The sequence below is a fragment of the Pseudomonas pseudonitroreducens genome (assembly GCF_021603645.1).
GTDB classification, from domain to species: domain Bacteria; phylum Pseudomonadota; class Gammaproteobacteria; order Pseudomonadales; family Pseudomonadaceae; genus Pseudomonas; species Pseudomonas pseudonitroreducens.
This window is the reverse complement of record NZ_BQHJ01000004.1, coordinates 244218-260691: the sequence shown is the minus strand read 5'-3', so window position 1 is coordinate 260691 and position 16474 is coordinate 244218. Positions and strand designations below refer to the sequence as shown.

Annotated in this window: 15 protein-coding genes; 8 read left to right on the top strand and 7 right to left on the bottom strand. The window is 61.1% G+C overall.

Translation table 11 applies throughout. The annotated features are described in order from the left end of the window. The first annotated feature begins 85 nt into the window (after positions 1 to 85). The 6 genes from L6D89_RS11745 (at position 86) to L6D89_RS11720 (ending at position 7385) form a co-directional block, all read left to right on the top strand. Positions 86 to 1996 carry a di-heme-cytochrome C peroxidase gene (locus tag L6D89_RS11745; RefSeq protein ID WP_236199794.1) on the top strand — a complete coding sequence of 637 codons (1911 nt, stop codon included), beginning with the start codon at positions 86 to 88 and terminating at the stop codon, positions 1994 to 1996. A 335-nt stretch (positions 1997 to 2331) separates the two neighbouring features. Further along, positions 2332 to 3486: a catalase family protein gene (locus L6D89_RS11740; protein ID WP_236199793.1), complete on the top strand. Its 1155-nt coding sequence runs from the start codon at positions 2332 to 2334 to the stop codon at positions 3484 to 3486. Positions 3487 to 3866: 380 nt separating this feature from the next. Then, positions 3867 to 4709 carry a hypothetical protein gene (locus L6D89_RS11735; RefSeq protein WP_236199792.1) on the top strand — a complete coding sequence of 281 codons (843 nt, stop codon included), beginning with the start codon at positions 3867 to 3869 and terminating at the stop codon, positions 4707 to 4709. A gap of 8 nt (positions 4710 to 4717) precedes the next feature. After that, the gene (locus L6D89_RS11730; protein ID WP_236199791.1) at positions 4718 to 5446 is read left to right on the top strand and encodes a hypothetical protein; all 729 of its coding nucleotides are present in this window, start codon (positions 4718 to 4720) and stop codon (positions 5444 to 5446) included. Between the two features lie 299 nt (positions 5447 to 5745). Next, complete coding sequence (locus L6D89_RS11725; protein ID WP_236199790.1) at positions 5746 to 6252, top strand: BRO-N domain-containing protein; 507 nt, start codon at positions 5746 to 5748, stop codon at positions 6250 to 6252. Positions 6253 to 6314: 62 nt separating this feature from the next. Then, positions 6315 to 7385 carry a transglutaminase-like domain-containing protein gene (locus tag L6D89_RS11720; protein WP_236199789.1) on the top strand — a complete coding sequence of 357 codons (1071 nt, stop codon included), beginning with the start codon at positions 6315 to 6317 and terminating at the stop codon, positions 7383 to 7385. A gap of 597 nt (positions 7386 to 7982) precedes the next feature. Here L6D89_RS11720 and L6D89_RS11715 read toward each other — a convergent pair. Further along, positions 7983 to 8540, bottom strand: coding sequence for a hypothetical protein (locus L6D89_RS11715; protein ID WP_236199788.1), 558 nt, complete (start codon positions 8538 to 8540; stop codon positions 7983 to 7985). A 235-nt stretch (positions 8541 to 8775) separates the two neighbouring features. On the opposite strand from L6D89_RS11715, the gene L6D89_RS11710 reads away from it, so the two are divergent. Beyond that, positions 8776 to 9693, top strand: a complete 918-nt coding sequence (locus L6D89_RS11710) for a hypothetical protein (protein ID WP_236199787.1) — start codon at positions 8776 to 8778, stop codon at positions 9691 to 9693. A 256-nt stretch (positions 9694 to 9949) separates the two neighbouring features. On the opposite strand, the gene L6D89_RS11705 is transcribed toward L6D89_RS11710, so the two are convergent. After that, complete coding sequence (locus tag L6D89_RS11705; RefSeq protein ID WP_236199786.1) at positions 9950 to 10663, bottom strand: MORN repeat-containing protein; 714 nt, start codon at positions 10661 to 10663, stop codon at positions 9950 to 9952. Between the two features lie 259 nt (positions 10664 to 10922). On the opposite strand from L6D89_RS11705, the gene L6D89_RS11700 reads away from it, so the two are divergent. Next, the gene (locus L6D89_RS11700; protein ID WP_236199785.1) at positions 10923 to 12161 is read left to right on the top strand and encodes a tetratricopeptide repeat protein; all 1239 of its coding nucleotides are present in this window, start codon (positions 10923 to 10925) and stop codon (positions 12159 to 12161) included. Between the two features lie 162 nt (positions 12162 to 12323). Here L6D89_RS11700 and ppk2 read toward each other — a convergent pair whose 3' ends face one another. From ppk2 to L6D89_RS11675, 5 genes are all read right to left on the bottom strand, one after another. Continuing rightward, positions 12324 to 13241 (bottom strand): polyphosphate kinase 2, encoded by a 918-nt coding sequence (ppk2, locus tag L6D89_RS11695; RefSeq protein WP_236199784.1) that lies wholly within the window; start codon positions 13239 to 13241, stop codon positions 12324 to 12326. A 282-nt stretch (positions 13242 to 13523) separates the two neighbouring features. Then, the gene (locus tag L6D89_RS11690; protein WP_236199783.1) at positions 13524 to 13976 is read right to left on the bottom strand and encodes a PaaI family thioesterase; all 453 of its coding nucleotides are present in this window, start codon (positions 13974 to 13976) and stop codon (positions 13524 to 13526) included. Between the two features lie 133 nt (positions 13977 to 14109). Then, positions 14110 to 14502, bottom strand: a complete 393-nt coding sequence (locus tag L6D89_RS11685; RefSeq protein ID WP_236175487.1) for a hypothetical protein — start codon at positions 14500 to 14502, stop codon at positions 14110 to 14112. Positions 14503 to 14839: 337 nt separating this feature from the next. Further along, positions 14840 to 14995 (bottom strand): hypothetical protein, encoded by a 156-nt coding sequence (locus L6D89_RS11680; RefSeq protein ID WP_236199782.1) that lies wholly within the window; start codon positions 14993 to 14995, stop codon positions 14840 to 14842. Between the two features lie 269 nt (positions 14996 to 15264). Next, positions 15265 to 16386 (bottom strand): M14 family metallopeptidase, encoded by a 1122-nt coding sequence (locus tag L6D89_RS11675; protein WP_236199781.1) that lies wholly within the window; start codon positions 16384 to 16386, stop codon positions 15265 to 15267. Positions 16387 to 16474 lie beyond the last annotated feature (88 nt).

Sequence of the window (16474 nt, the reverse complement as noted above, 5' to 3'; positions counted from 1 at the left end):
TTCCGTACGGCATCACCTTGCCAAGCCGCCGCGTACTTGGCATAAACGTCCGATTCTTTTTCGCACATATAACAAGGAAGTTTCGATGCGCATTCTTGGACGCGTCCTACTTGCAGTTCTGCTGCTGCTCTTGCTCGTCGGCGGCGTCATCGCCTGGTACACCGCGCATCCCAATCTGCCGGAATACACCCCGCCGCAGAAGATGATCCACCTCGAGGAACAGTGGTCGAAACAGGACCGCGAAACCTACTACTACACGCCCCAGGGCACCCAGGTGAAAGGCCTGCGCTACGACTGGTTCACCCACCTCGAGCAGCCCTTCTCCAAGGACAAGTTCGCCAGCCCGGAAAACCTCGCGCGCTTCGGCTTCCTCATCGAGCCCGAGCAGATCGGCCGCGACGCCGACGACAGCGTTGCCACCACCGCAAGGAATCCCGGCAACCTCCCCGTGGGCTTCGCCCGCCACCAGGACGGCGAGACCGGCGCCTGGTACCTGGACATCACCTGCTCCGCCTGCCACACCGGCGAACTGCGCTACAAAGGCACCGCCATCCGCATCGACGGCGGCGCGGCCATGCACTCCATCGCCTCCACCGTGCCCACCCTGCGCGGCGGCGCGTTCGGCCAGGCGCTGGGCGCCAGCCTTGCGTCCACCTACTACGTGCCATGGAAGTTCGACCGCTTCGCCCAGGGCGTGCTGGGCGACCGCTACCCCAAGGGCAAGGCCGCGCTGAAACGCGACGTGCGCAATGTGCTCGGCACCCTCGTCTCCACTGCCTGGAACGACACCCACCGCGGCCTCTACCCGACCCTGGAAGGCCCCGGCCGCGCCGACGCCTTCGGGCGCATCGCCAACAGCGTGTTCGGCGATGGCATCGACGCCTCCAACTACCGCGTCGCCAACGCCCCGGTGAACTACCCGCAGGTGTGGGACATCTGGAAATTCGACTGGGTGCAATGGAACGGCTCGGCCATGCAACCCATGGCCCGCAACATCGGCGAGGCCCTCGGCGTCGGCGCCACCCTGCGCATGTTCGAGAGCGACGGCAAGCCGGTAATGGGCGATGAGCGCTACGCCTCCAGCGTGCGCCTGCGCGACCTCTACACCCTCGAGGAAACACTCAAGCACCTGAAGCCGCCGGCCTGGCCGAAGGAAGTCTTCGGCGAAATCGACCTGAAGAAGGCCTCCCAGGGCCGCGCCCTGTTCCAGGCCAACTGCGTGTACTGCCACGGCCCGCACATCAAGGCTCTGGGCTCCGCCGACACCATCGCCGAGAAGCGCGTCCCCGAATGGGCGATGAAGATGGTCCCCACCAGCGAAATCGGCACCGACCCGACCACCGCCGACAACATCGCCGACCACACCTTCGACGTGCGCCCGCTGAAGCTCAAAGTGGAAGAGCTGCAGAACATGAACGTCGTGCTGATCCCCAAACCCGACGCACCGCTGGACCTGTCGAAGATCTCCGCCGCCAAGGGCCTGGCCTACGTCACCGCCTTCGTCGAGCAGCGCGCTTACCGTGACGCGCACATCGGCCCGGAACAGCAGCAGGAAATGAACGGCTACGGCCTGCCCATCGGCGTGCGCGAACTGCGCGCCTACAAGGCCCGCCCGCTGGACGGCATCTGGGCTACCCCGCCGTTCCTGCACAACGGCTCGGTGCCCAACCTGTTCCAGATGCTCTCCCCGGTGGCCGAGCGTGACGCGCAGTTCTGGGTCGGCAGCTTCGAGTACGACCCCAAGTTCGCCGGCTACCGCACCGAGCGCTTCCCCGGCGGCTTCCTCTACAAGACCAGCGTCACCGGCAACAGCAACCGCGGCCACGAATTCCGCGACGGCTGCCGGAAGGACGGCGTCATCGGCCGCGCCCTGTCGCCGGAAGAACGCTGGGCGCTGGTGGAATACCTGAAGGTGCTGGGCAACCCCGAATACGAAAACAAACTCGACCCGAACGTCCCCACCCCACCGTGGACGCCCGGGCCGAAGTGCGAATGACCGGCCAGCGCTGAACTGTCTTTTGTTTTTTTGTAGGAGCGAGCTTGCTCGCGAACAGACTCCCCACCGCTCCAGAGTGAAGCGGGTTCGCGAGCAAGCTCGCTCCTACAGGTAAAGCTCCTGAGCACAACCGAAACACCGGACAGCCCCCTCTCCCCCTGGGAGAGGGCTGGGGTGAGGGCCAGCCCCACTCCGAACTAACAACCAAGCACATAACCCATCCCCTCTCTCATCAGGGAGCGGGCCAGGGAGAGGGAAACGCCCCACAGCAAGCCCCCACGGGCCAGGGAACGGAATCCCCTCCAGAAAAAGAAAACATCAAAGGACCCCGTGCCATGCGCTCCCTGCTCACCCGAATCTGGCTCTTCCTCGGCAAATGGCTTGGCCGTCTGCTGCTCGCCGTAGCCGCCATCGGCCTGCTCGGCTGGGGCATCGGCAGCCTCTACTACGCCTGGAAATTCTCCGGCCCCGTCTCCGCCCAGGAAGAAATCCCGCCGGGCGAAGCCCAGCTCACCCAGGCCATCATCGAAGACGCCGTGCGCATCGTCGAACAGCACCGCGACAACACCCGCGTGCTGCGTGACGCCCACGCCAAGGCCCATGGCTGCGTGAAGGCCGAGGTCACCGTCGCCAGCGACATCGCCCCCGGCCTGCGCCAGGGCGTGTTTGCCGAACCGGGTCACAAGTGGGAGGCCATGGTCCGCTTCTCCAACGGCAACGCCTACCCGCAGTTCGACAGCGCCCGCGACGCCCGCGGCATGGCCATCAAACTGCTCGACGTGCCCGGCGCCAAGCTGATGCCCGGCAAGGGCCACGACACTGAACAGGACTTCGTCATGTTCAACCACCCGGTGTTCTTCGTCCGCGACGTCGCCGAATACCGGCAGAACTTCGCCGCCCAGGCCAGCGGCCAGAAGGTCGCCGCCTTCTTCCCCAGCTGGAAGCCCAGCACCTGGGAAATCCGCCACCTGGTCATCGCCCTGCAGACCCTCGCCCCCGCGCCCGACAGCCCCTTCGAAACCGGCTACAACGGCATCGCCCCGTACAAGCTGGGCGAGGCGAACAACATCAAGTTCCGCGTCATCCCGCAGACCGAAGGCTGCCCGGCCTACCAGCTACCCAAGCTCAACGAAAAGCTGCCCAACTTCCTGCGTACCGCCATGTACCAGCAACTCTCGGTCGACCGCGTGCCCGCCTGCTTCGCCCTGCAAGTGCAGAAACAGGACCCGAGCAAGTACATGCCCATTGAAGACACCAGCGTCGAATGGAGCGAATCCGACGCCCCCTTCCAGACCGTCGCCACCGTCAGCATCCCGCCCCAGGACTTCGACAGCCGCGAGCAGAACCTCGCCTGCGACAACATCTCCTACAACCCGTGGCACGCCCTGCCGGAGCACCAACCGATTGGCGGTATTAACCGGCTGCGGAAGGCGGTTTATGAGGCGGTGAGTGTTTATCGGCATGAGCGTAATGGAACGGGAGGTGAATGATCCTCTCGTATCAAGCAACAGCAACCCAAGCTCAGTATGGAGAGGTCCAAAGTGAACAGCGGCTCAAGAGTTCATGCCTGTGCTTGGCGAAAGCACACCCTACTGACAATCGCTTAAAGCTCTTAACACCAATGATCCGTGACGAATTATTGAGTGAAAACATTCCCACTAAAACACCCCACATTCCAAATGAAAATATAAACCACCTATTGAGAAGCTCAGAAATTATTAAGATTTCCCCATACGCGCTTATTATCAGATCAAAAAATCTTGAGGACCCGCAATCAAGATACAGTGCTACTCATGAGCACCACAACCAAAATCCCAGCACATAAATCATTCAATCCAAATTGAAAAACTCAATCAACAGGAGAAAGAGCGTGACATTGGTAGTAGGGTGGGTCAGGACAACAGCTCAAGGAGCGCAAGAAGTAGTATTTGCGTCAGATAGCAGACTCAGCGGCGGAGGCACCCTAGATTGCTGCCCAAAAATAATCCAGCTTTCCCGAGGAGACTGTATATTAGCTTTTTCCGGAGACACCTATTTTGCGTACCCTTTACTACACCAAATAAGTGAGTCAATTAGCTCCTTTAGCCCGCTGGCCGATGGTGTAGTTGATTATTTGCACCTTAGAAGCCATATTCTTAATATAATGAACGGCATGTATTCTCAATTCAGCGCTTACGTTAAGGGATTTGAAAGTCCAGATACCGGTTTCTTGCTCGGCGGATACTCCTGGTTCCACAAAGAGTTTCACATTGACAAAATAAGCTTTAGCAAGGCAGATAAAAAATTCACCAATCGATCCTGCACTAAAGGAATCGGTAATTTCGGAAAAGTGCTTTTTTCCGGAGACTGGGACCGAAAAGCGTACAGAAAACTTTTGGACTTACTTAAGACCAGATATGGATATGAATCGGTGTCCAAAGTCAGTAAATTCGAAAAACCCTTTCACATGGAACCGTTCGAGGTACTACGAGACTGCCTCAGAGAATGCGGCGATGCTGACAGCATAGGCGGAGCACCGCAACTAGTAGCTGTAGCCCAACATATGAACTCTAGACAAACCGCTATTTACTGGCCGACCAAAGATGACGGAAGGATTTTTCTAGGCGGAAGGCCAATTTTTGACTATGAAAGAATAGATAGCTGGATCATGGATCCCGATACATTTGAGAAATCCCATCAAACCATTCAACCCAAGATCAATCCACCAAATTAAATAGAACCATGAAAAAATTCCTCTTAGACAACTGGCAATCGAAATTGCTCGATCACTACACAAAGTTCATGAATCTTCACGAGCTAATAAACAATTCAGAAGCATTAGCAGCCCATAGAAATTCACTAGAATACTTCGCGATAGAACCATCGCTTCACGAGGAAGGCACTGAAGAAAACCTAAGGAATAGCATAGTAAATGACATCCAAGGGTTGACCACACATTTTGCATCTCAAACACTGGTAGGAATGTGTACCACACTAGAAGTGGCAATGAAGGATTTTTTCCATAGCGTATTCTTCACCCACCCGAAATTCATGACCAATTACGTGGGCGAAGAAAAAAACAAGGGGATGATAAAATTCTCAGAAATCACCAGCGCAAAAAGCTTAGAATCCTTAATGTATGATCAAGCCGAAAAATCTGCAGGAATAGCCTCTAGAGGAAAGTACTCCAAATGCCTTTTACAAGCTGGACAGCTGTGCGACAGCCCTTTTAACGATGACCTTATATCAAGAATTGCTGAAATCCAGGATATAAGAAACGAAGTCATCCACGAAAACGCACTAGCAGAATTAACACTAGAGAACATCAGCGAAATACACGGCACCATATCCAATGCAATTGAAGGACTTGGACGAATAGCAAGATCGAAAGGTGTGGAAGGTAACTACACTTGGCTCGAAGGCGACTACATAGAGCTCTTGAGCTTCGCATTAGTTTCGCCAAAGACCTGATTACAGAATACTAGCGCTACGGCAATTTATTTCAATGGCTTGACCTTAAGAGTTTAAGTTACTAATCTGCCCGCGCCCAAACGGGCCGGGTTTAGCAGCCCGAACGATCAGAATGCGGAAACGCCTAGCGATTTTCGGCGATGGAATTCGCCCGGAATTTGCCTTTACGGTGGGCCGCATTGGGAGACCTTCGGGTCTGCCGGTCCTCTGGTCCCGGTCTGCTAACCCGATGCGGTTCCGCCTCCATTCTGTTTAGCAGCGGAGGGGGCGGTCCTACTGACCAGTAAAGGACTCTCTCCATGGACGATCTATCCTTACCCACCCCACTCCCCTTCCTCCGCAACCGCCGCACCCTGCGCGCCCTGCTGATCGACGATCAGGTCTGGTTCCTCCTCCCCGACTTCTGCCGCGTGACCGGTTACCACTACGAAGACCGCCTGGCCATGCGCATGGCCGACGACCAGATTCGCCAGGAACGGCTGCTGACCGAGGACGGCCTGGAACTCGACCAGGTGCTGATCAGCGAATCCGCCGTGTACCAGGCGCTGGTGCTGTTCAATGTGCCGGACTACGGTTCGCTGCGGCGCTGGATCAGCGGTACGGTGGTGCCGCAGGTGCGCAGCCAGTTCAGGGCCAGCGGCCCGCGCTATGTGCAGTTGCAGTTCGAGCGGCAATGCCTGCGGGTGCTGGAGTGGCAGGATAATCTCTGGGTGAGCTTCAGCGATCTGCCGCGCGTACTCGGTGGGCGCTCGCCGATTGCCGGGCGCACCGGCTGGCGCGGTTGGGCGAAGCGGTTGCGGATGTAAGGCGTATAAGGCTCGACGCTATACGCATTGGCCTGAGGCCAAAGGCCGCGTCGAACTCGGCAATGACTAGCGCGGTGCAGGGCGTACTACAGCGAACGGTTATACGCCCTGCAAAGCTGCTGGCCTGCACCTTGCCCGGAGCGCTCTTTCCGAAAGAGCAACATGGCCTAGACTTCCCGGAGTTGAAAACGAAGCGCTGGCAGTTGTCTATTTCCCGGTGCTACCAGGTGGATATCTTTTCCAAGGAACTGGATATGCCCGTACCACTGCAGGACAAAGCACTCTTTGATCGCATAACGCTTGCAAATCGAGTTATTGCAGTTGTTCAAGCACTGCTGGGTAATACGCCGCTGAACCGCCGAGGCAGGCTTAATAATATTGACAAGCTGACCGTTGATGTTCTCGGCGACATGCAGGTCTTTTATCAAGTCATAGAAGTCCGAAATTATTTATATGGCCGCAGCAATACCAATCGAACCCAGGCTGCGCGCCAGCGACATGAGCAACGTGTCCAGAATGGTCAGATACGAAGGACGTACGACCCAAGCAATCCGGCGCACCGACCCAATGTAGTCATGGGCTCGCTGTCCGTTGAGGGGCGCAAGGGGATGTGCCAGGAGTATGCATCCCTGACGTATGCTCTTTTACGGCACCTGCTGCCGGCGACAGACCAGGTCTGCTATGTCTATGAAGCGGATATCAAGCACTTCTTCTGCACGATAGGAGATCACGACCAACGCGCAGCCAATCCACTGGGCCTGATCGTGGTGGACTCGTGGTACACCTGGGCAGAGGCGGTACTCTGGGAACATAGTAGTCACAAGGCTAGCCAGTACGGAGGCTCAGCTATTTACTGCAAACCCGGCAAAGGTGATGACAATTTTCTCAACAAGGAAGTGAATACGGCACTGGCTCTCCGCCTGATCGCCGAATCGCGTCATGGTTATGTTGGGCGCAAGGCAGAAGTGAACTTCAACGCAGAAATACAAGGCTTGGTAAATTCGGTTGACCGACTTCCGAAAAGTAATGAGACACTACATATTCACGATCGAAACCAATACCCAGGACATATGTCAACTTTTGCGAAATCAGATACCTATGTGGGATATACCTATATCAATCCGACACAGTAACTTGGACATTATTTAATTCACCAATCGCGGCGGCGGGTGAGCGATGGGTATCGCTTCGCTCCACGCCATCCTACGCAGCTGCAAGGCGTTACCCCCTTACGGTGAAGGCAGAGCCCGCCGGCGAGGGCGTGGGGCGCATAACGCGGCACGCGTTATCCGCCGCTCGGACTGGCGGCAAGCGGTTCGCGAGCAATAACGATGGCGTCCCCCTCGCTCCTGCAGGGAGGCGTTGTTCGTAGGATGGGTGGAGCTTGCGATACCCATCGGCTGTGGTGGCGGGTGAACGATGGGTATCGCTTCGCTCCACGCCATCCTACGCAGCAGCAAGGCGTTACCCCGATGTACGGTGAATGCAGAGCCCGCCGGCGAGGACGTAGGGCGCATAACGCGGCACGCGTTATCCGCCGCTCGGAGTGGCGGCAAGCGGTTCGCGAGCAATAACGATGGCGTCCCCCTCGCTCCTGCAGGGAGCGATGCTCGTAGGATGGGTGGAGCTTGCGATACCCATCGGCTGAGGTGGCGGGTGAGTGATGGGTATCGCTTCGCTCCACGCCATCCTACGGGGCGGCCAAGGCGCGGCCTCGATGCAAGGCGAATTCAGAGCCGGCCAGTCAGTTTGAGGACGCTGAAAACCAGTCCGCCGATGGTCATCGCGGCCGAAAGGATGGTGCCGAGGATCAGCGGGACGAAGGTGACTGGCGAGACGTAGGGCGAGACTTCCAGTTGGAAGCCGGGGCGGATGTGTTCCGGGGTCAGGCAGGTGACCTGGTAGTCGCCGGGCTCGCTGCAGTTGAACTCGCCCAGGGGGTTGCTGGAGTTGCCGCCCATGTCGCTGCGCCGCACGCTGAACAGCTTGAAGCGGCTGTAGCGCTGGTACGGCACAAGCTGGCCGGTGGCGCACGCGGTGATGGCGAAGTCGGCGGAGAAATAGGCGCTGCCGGTGACCACGGTGAAAGCCGGGAAGACGATGTTGATGACGTAGCGCCCGGCGCGGGGCAAGGCGACCGTTTGCGGGCGCGTGGCGTCGGCCCAGCGCTGGCGCACGTCGGGGAAGATGATGCGACGCAACCGACCGATGCAGCGGATCAGCCCGTAGCCACCCAGCAGCATCAGCAAGGGGGCGCCCCATAACAGGCTGGTGGGTTCGAAGGTCATGGTCGCCCTGTGCGGTCAGGTGGATTGAAGGCGTGCGGAAACTATAAGCCACGCCGCTCCCCGAGCTTGCAATCTGCGGCGCCGCGCCGGGCCTATCCTGCAATCTGCATGACCGGCAGCCGATGCCGATTTTCAAGCCATTGATAATCCAGAACTTATTATTTTGTTACAACTGGCACAACCGCTGCACTGAAGTGATTGAGGTTTCCACCTCTCTGACACGGAGCAGCCAACAATGATTACAACGACCGATGCCTACGCCACTGCCGCCGTGGACACCTCCGATCACTCGGGAGTGTCCTGGGCGGCGGTGTTCGCCGGAGCCGCCGGGGCGGCGGCGCTGTCCCTGATCCTGATCATCCTGGGTTTCGGCCTGGGCTTTTCCGCGGTTTCGCCCTGGCCGGGCGATGGCGCGACGCTCAAGCAAATAGGCGTTTCCACCATCGTCTGGCTGATGCTGACGCAGGTCCTGGCCTCGGGCCTGGGCGGTTATATCGCCGGGCGCCTGCGGGCGCGCTGGGCGACGCTGCATGACGATGAGGTGTACTTCCGCGACACTGCCCACGGCTTCCTCGCCTGGGCCGTGGCGACGCTGGTGACCGCCACGCTGGTGGTGGGCTCGGTGAGCAATATCGTCGGCGGTGGCCTGCAGGCCGGGGCTTCTGCGGCAACCACCGCCGCCGCTGCCGCGGGTTCGAACGCCAGCGCCAGCCGCACGGACGCTGGCTCGGCGTACTTCATCGACATGCTGTTCCGCGATAACCGCCCGGTGGCTGTCAGTGACGACGCCGCCCATGCCATCGCCACGCGCATTTTCCTGCGCGGCCTGGCCGACGGGCAGCTGAGCGCGGACGATCGCAGCTATCTGGCCCGCGTGGTGGCCCAGCGCACGGAGATCAGCCAGGCGGAAGCCGAGCAGCGCATCGACCAGGTGTTCGCCGCGGCGCAGCAGGCCAAGCTGAAAGCACAGCAAGCAGCCGATACCGCCCGCAAGGTGGCCGCCGCCTCGGCGCTATGGATGTTCGTCGCCCTGCTCTGCGGCGCCTTCTTCGCCAGCTTCCTGGCCATCCACGGCGGCCGTCGCCGCGATGCGGTGGTGCTGCTGACCAATACCCGCACCCTGCACTCCACGCAATCCCGTTCTGCCCACTGACCGGAGGCACACCATGCGCTCGATCCTTCTGTATTTCCTCGGCGTTCCAATCCCGATCATCATCCTGATCGCGCTGTTCTGGCACTGATTGCGGCCCGATGGCGCCCAAGCAAAAGCCGCCCTTCCGGGCGGCTTTTGCTTGGGGCAACCCCAGGGTCGGTTCGGGTTCGCGGGCAAGCGCGCTCCTACAGCCCAAACCGATCCGTCTGGCGAAGGCGGGAGTGGTATCGCGATACGCCACGCCGTTCTGCTGCGCTCAGCCGCAGGAGCCGTCCATGGTCTGCTGGCTTTCACGGATGATGCGCTGGCCTTCGTCGCGCAATTGCGTCCAGGTGGGGATTTCGTGGCAGAGCTCGGCGACGCGCACGGTCATCTCGCCCACCTTGTGCATCGCCTTCGCCGAACCACAGATGCCGAGGTCCTGGTTATTGGCCTCCTGGCCGAGCCGCTCCATGTAGGCCTGGCCCTTCTGCTGCGCGGCCTGGCAGCCGCCGGAGAGGTCGACCGCCGCGACTTCGGCGGAAACCGCCGCGCCATCGGCACCCTGGCCGGCGACGGCTGACGCGGCGGGAGCGTCGGCCTGCACCAGTTGGCTGTTGTTGAACACGCCGCTGGTGGTGGTGCCATCGGGGTAGCGGTACTTGCCGTGACCGCTGAGCGCGCCGTTCTGCAACTCGCCTTCATAGCGATCGCCTTTGGCCCACTGGATCACCGCCGGGCCGTTGAAGCTGCCCTTGCGCATGGTGCCTTCGGTGGTGGAGAACACCTGCCCATCCACCAGCGACAGAAGGATGCCCTTGCCGTCGGCGAAGCCTCCGGTGCACTGGCCGGACCAGATGTAGCTCGGGTTGGCGCGCTGGCTGTTCCAGTCCTGCACCTGGCAACCCTTGTCCGTCCTGGCGAACTCGCCGGCCAGGCACGCTGTACTGACCTGCACGGCGAGCAGGCTCGCCAGTCCGATGCGCTTCATTCGATCACCCGCTGAAAGAATCCGGGGCCTGATGGCTTCCCTGCGGGCGAAAGAATAGTGGCGTACCGATATCGCCGCTAGGGAGAGGCGGCAGGCGGGACGGGAGAGACTTCATACTTATCGCCGCCATACGCGGGAATTTTCCGATAGAGCCCTCTCTCCCGGCTCCCTAGCCTTGCGCTCCATGCGATCGAAGGCGTGCGAGCTGCTCATCCCGTGCAGGAACCACCGCCGCCCACCTGCCCTGGAGAGCCCCTGCATGTCTGCCGTCGAGAAGAAGTTCAACAAGCTGGCCGCCACCTTCCGCGCCGCCCTGGCGGCGGGCAATTATCGCCAGGGCCGCGATGCGGCGCGCCAGGCGCTGCAAATCTCGCCGAAGAATCCCACTTTGCTGGCGGACTACGCCCTGTGCCTGATGCGGACCAAGGACTACGAACAGGCCTACAAGACCTACCTCAAGCTGCTGCACACCCTGGGGGAGGACAAGATGCCCGGCACCGCGCTGGATGGGCTGACCGAGGCCTGCGGCTGGCTGAAGCGCGACGATCTGGTACGCCGCTACGGCAACCTGTCGCTGAGCGTGGCGGACCGCAAGTACAGCCAGTTCCCCGCCTACCCGCTGCCCGATGCCCCACCCCCGGCATTCGATGGTGCGCACCCGGAGCGCAACCTGATCGTCTTCTCGCTGTTCGGCGCGCGCCCGCGCTATTGCGAGAGCGCGCTGGAGAACGTGGTGGCCGCGCGTGATCTGTTCCCCCAATGGCGCTGCCGCTTCTACGTGGACGACTCGGTACCGGCTGCGGTACAGGCCCGCCTGCGCGAGGCCGGCGCACAGGTAGTGCAGGTGGACGAGGCGACGCGCACGGCGGTCCCGCCGACCATGTGGCGCTTCCTGGTGATGGCGGACAGCGACGTAGCGCGCTTCCAGGTACGCGACGCCGATGCGCTGCTTTCCGAACGCGACCGCGCAGCGGTGCAAGCCTGGCTTGAGAGCGGCTTCTGGTATCACCATATGCGCGATTACTTCAGCCACACCGAGCTGCTGCTGGCGGGTATGTGGGCCGGCTGCCACAACCCGAACCTGCCGGGCATCCGCGAGTTGATCGCCCAGTACCTGAAAGAGGAAGAAGCACACCAGCGCTTCGCCGACCAGTACTTCCTGCGGCGCAGCCTGTGGTCGACCATCCGCCAGAGCCTGCTGAGCCACGATGACCTGTTCGGCTTCCTCGATGCGCAGCCCTTCCCGCCGCACGAGCCGGTGCGCTGGCGGACGGAGTCGTTCCATGTGGGCTGCAATGCCAGCTACCAGGGCATCAAGGTGCGCAGCCAGTTGAAGGATGGCGAGTTGCAGCCCTGGGGCCTGTTCGATGACCAGGGCTCGCTGCTCTGCCGTTACGAATCACCGGTGGCCAGGGGGCATTGGGACGAGTTTCTGCCGTACTTCCTCTGCGAGGCCATTACGGCCGGTCGCTATACGGTGCGCAGTCTGGCGAAGTGAGGTGTTCTCGGCGCGAGCGCGCCGCGTGCAGATCGCGGGCATGACCAGTTCCTGCAACGAGGCCGGACACCCGCAGGATGGGTGGGGCCAACGCGATTCTCATGCTGCCCGTGCACCGGATAGACGGGTATCGCTGTGCTCGGCGCCATCCTGCGCTTGCGCTCAGTAGACTTCCGGCACCTGCAATTCCAGCGGCGTGGGGTGCCGGCGGTAACCCTCATGGCGCTGCCGCTCGGGCAGGCTGACGGGGGGTTGCTGCACTTCCTGGTAGGGAATCTGGCTCAGCAGGTGGCTGATGCAATTCAGCCGCGCACGCTTCTTGTCATCGGCCTGGACGATCCACCAGGGCGCCTCGGGGATGTGCGTGCGCTCGAGCATCACTTCCTTGGCCTTGGTGTAGGACTCCCAGCGTCGGCGCGACTCCAGGTCCATGGGGCTGAGCTTCCACTGCTTGAGCGGGTCGTGGATGCGGCTGAGGAAGCGGTAGTGCTGCTCCTCGTCGGAGATGGAAAACCAGTACTTGATGACCTGGATGCCGGAACGCACGAGCATGCGCTCGAATTCCGGCACGCTGCGGAAGAACTCCTCGTACTGGCCGTCGGTGCAGAAGCCCATGACTCGCTCGACGCCGGCGCGGTTGTACCAGCTGCGGTCGAACAGGACGATCTCTCCCGCCGCCGGCAGGTGCGAGACGTAACGCTGGAAGTACCACTGGGTCTGCTCCCGGTCGTTCGGCGCGGGCAGCGCGGCGACCCGACAGACGCGCGGGTTGAGGCGCTGGGTAATGCGCTTGATCACCCCGCCCTTGCCGGCTGCATCGCGACCTTCGAAGAGGATGACCACCTTGTGGCCGGTCTTCACCACCCAGTTCTGCAGCTTGACCAGCTCGGCCTGCAGGCTGAACAGAGTGTGGAAGTAGCGCTGGCGCGCCAGACGTTCTTCATGAGTCTGCAGACTGCCCTGGCGCAGCCCTTCGAAGTCGTAGAGTTCGTCGAACAGTTCGAGTTCGAGCTCTTCGTCGCGGTCATCCTGCAGGTCGCGGCGGACGCGGCGTGGGAAGTTCTTGTCATCGAGCAGCATGGTGGATTGCCTTGTGCCGTCACTGGCTCAGTCACATCGAGTGACACTTTCATGACAGAAAAATGTAGTCACGCTTTATGACGAATTCATTACAGCCAGTGAAAGATATTTCTTACAAAGCCCGTGCTAGAGCGTTCTTCGATGGGACCGTCAATGAACCGGGAAGGTCTTGATGATGTAGACGAGCCGCCGAGCGGCACTGCAGTCGAGGCGTTATCGGCGCAGGCGAGCAGCCGCGAACTGCCGTTTGCGGCTGTCGAGACAAGCCAGGAAGGGGAAGGCTCAGGCGTCGGCCAGCGGGCGCGGCCGGTTGACGTACTTGAAGGTGCCGGAGGCGGACGCCACGTCCACGCCGGCGCTATTGCGCAGCTCGGCCTCGCAGAAGGCGATGGAGCGCGTGTGATGCCGCACGCTGCCGAGGGCTTCCAGCACCTCGCCCACCTCTCCGCCCGGACGCAGGAAATTGGTCTTCATTTCCACCGTCACCACGCCACGGCCGGCTTCGTCGGCATCGCTGGCACTCAGGGCCATGGCAACGTCGAGCAGGGTCATGATCAAGCCGCCATGGGCGTTGGCCCAGCCGTTCACATGCTGCGGCTCGACGCGCACGACCAGACGGCCCGGCCCGTTTCCATCCTCCGCCGGGGCGTGGCGGAATTGCAGGAAGTCGAGCATGGGAATGGCAATGCCACGGTGGGCGGTGTAGAGCTTGAGCTGTTCGATATCGAGGGGCATGGTGCTTCCTGAAGCAACGAGTGGGGCCCGGCGATATTCCCTGCTCCAGCCCGCCGCTCGCAAGCGATGCGCTACGCCATGCACGACGGGAATACCCCTCGATTGCGCCACTCGGGAACCTTGCCGTGGATGATCAGCGCGAACGGCGGGTACCGTTCTTCTTTTCGCTCTGGCGTTCGACGGCCTGGACGAAGAGCTCCTCGACCAGCAGCGACTGGATGGGCGAGCGCGTTTCCAGCGACAGGCTCATCGACTCCAGCTTCTGGTTCACTCCCAGGCGGGCGATGCCACAGAGCAGGATGCGCTGGGCACCGAAGATGCTGCCCTTGTCGACCAGCACTTCCCGGGGCTTTTCGCCATCCAGATAACTGACCTTGAGCGTAATGGCGGTGTCGTCGCGCACGGCGAGGTTGAGCCAGGTGGCGATATTGAACTCGACTACCCAGCCGAGTCCGGTCTTCTTGGCCACGGCTTCGCGGACCAGATGAGCAGGGACCGGACCCAGGGGGGTACTGTGGTTTTCCATGGGGCTACTTCTGACTGCTGCGGGTAGAGCGAAATGCACTAACGGAAGACCCGAGTTTATGTGAAGCAGTTCAAGTTTACAGTCGGTTTTTTGTAAGACTTCGGCTACTGAACGAGCCTGAAGTTACAGATACGCACCGCTCTGGAATGCCGCTTTCGGGATGGAAAGAGATGACGGAAGGGAAACAGCGTCGCACAACACCCAGTGCCGTCCGACGAAATGAGCGACGCCAGGCATAGCGTCGCGCAAGGCCGGTCCGGCGCGCTGCCGAATCGACCTTGCCGTGCCTTGTGTGCTGGCTGACTCCAGTATGACCGGGCCTTGCGGCCCCACTCGCTCAGACTGCTCCAGCGTAGAGGCGAGGCCTGTGATCGCCCGAGCGGTTCTTGCGCACTTCGCGGCGCTCCCTGAAGTCCAGTTCCTCCAGGGCGTCCATGCGCTCCTGCAGATATTCGATTTCCTGCGGGGTCAACAGCTTGCGGTGTCGAGTCATACCTGCCTCCTGAATGCGTATGCCTCACTCTTGGGATTAGCACGCGAGGAGGAAGATTCAACATCCGGGCGGGACGGATTGACCGAATGGTCAGGCCGGCGAGGTGTAGGAATGGCGCAGAAAAGCGCCGCAGCCCGATGCGAACCTGTAGGAGCGAGCTTGCTCGCGAACGGCATTTTCCGGCAGACCCGGAAGCATGCGGTTCGCGAGCAAGGACTAGGCGTCCCCCTCGGTCCTACAAAGAACAGGTGCGGCGGCGTATCCGAAAATCAGCGCAACTCGTCGACCAGACTGGCAACGGTGACTAGCACCGCCGCCGCCAGCGCTTTCGAGCGTGCGCCGCTCCAGCCGGTGCGCGCGTTGGGCGACAGGTTGTGATCCTTGAAGGGCATCTCCAGGGTCAGCGACAGGCAGTCATAGGTGCGGCCGACATGGTTACAGGCCAGGGTCAGGTTGGCCTGGCCGGGGGCGTCCTTCGGGTAGCCGTGCACGCTCTGGAATTCGCCGTTGGCTTCCAGCCGCTCGCGGAACAGGCTTTCCAGGCGATCCAGGCGCGGCGTGAACTCCGGGTTGCCTTCACAGCCGGCGGCAAACACGAAGGGGATTTCCTCGTCGCCGTGCACATCGAGGAACAGGTCCACTCCGTACTTCGCCATCTGCTGCTGGACGAACAGCACTTCCGGGCTTTCTTCGGCGCTGGGCGCGGCCCAGGCGCGGTTGAGGTCCTTGCCGGCGGCATTGGTGCGCAGGTGGCCGTGGAAGGCACCGTCCGGGTTCATGTTCGGCACCAGGTAGAAGTCGGCGCGCTCCAGCAGACGCTGGACCTCGGCATCACCCGATTGCAGGCGGTCGATCAGGCCTTCCATGAACCACTCGGCCATGTGCTCGCCGGGGTGTTGCTGGGCGATCAACCAGATCTTGCGCGCGCCCGCCGCGCCCTTGCCGATCCGCAGCAGGGGCAGCTCGCGGCCTTCGAGACTGTGACCGGTGGCGAGGAGCTCCGCACCGTTGGCGACTGCGCGCTTCACCAGTTCGGCATGGCGAGCGCGGCTGTAGGGTTCGAAGTAGGCAAACCAGGCCTGGGGCTGCTCGGCGTCGAGGCTGAAGTGCAGGCCGTTGGAATCGTAGGTGCTGGGCACGCGGAACCAGTCGCGCTGGTCATACGAAGCCACGGCGTTGTAGCCCGGCCAACCGCCGGTGTAGCTGGAGCCAGGGGTATTGGTCAGGCTGAACCGGTACTGCTCGCCGGGTTCAAGGCCCTCGGCCTTGAAGTGGAACCACTGGAAGTGCGGGCTTTTCGTGTCCGGGCGCAGCGCCAGGCGCACGTGGTGCGGGTCGCTGGCGTCGATCACCTGGATGTTGCCACTGTCGAAATCGCAGTCGATCTTCATGAATTCTCCGTAGGCGCACGAACCTGAGGCGCCAAAGCCCTCCATTTTCGCCCTCCCCGGCGCGTCTGTCATGTCTGTGTGACTTGCG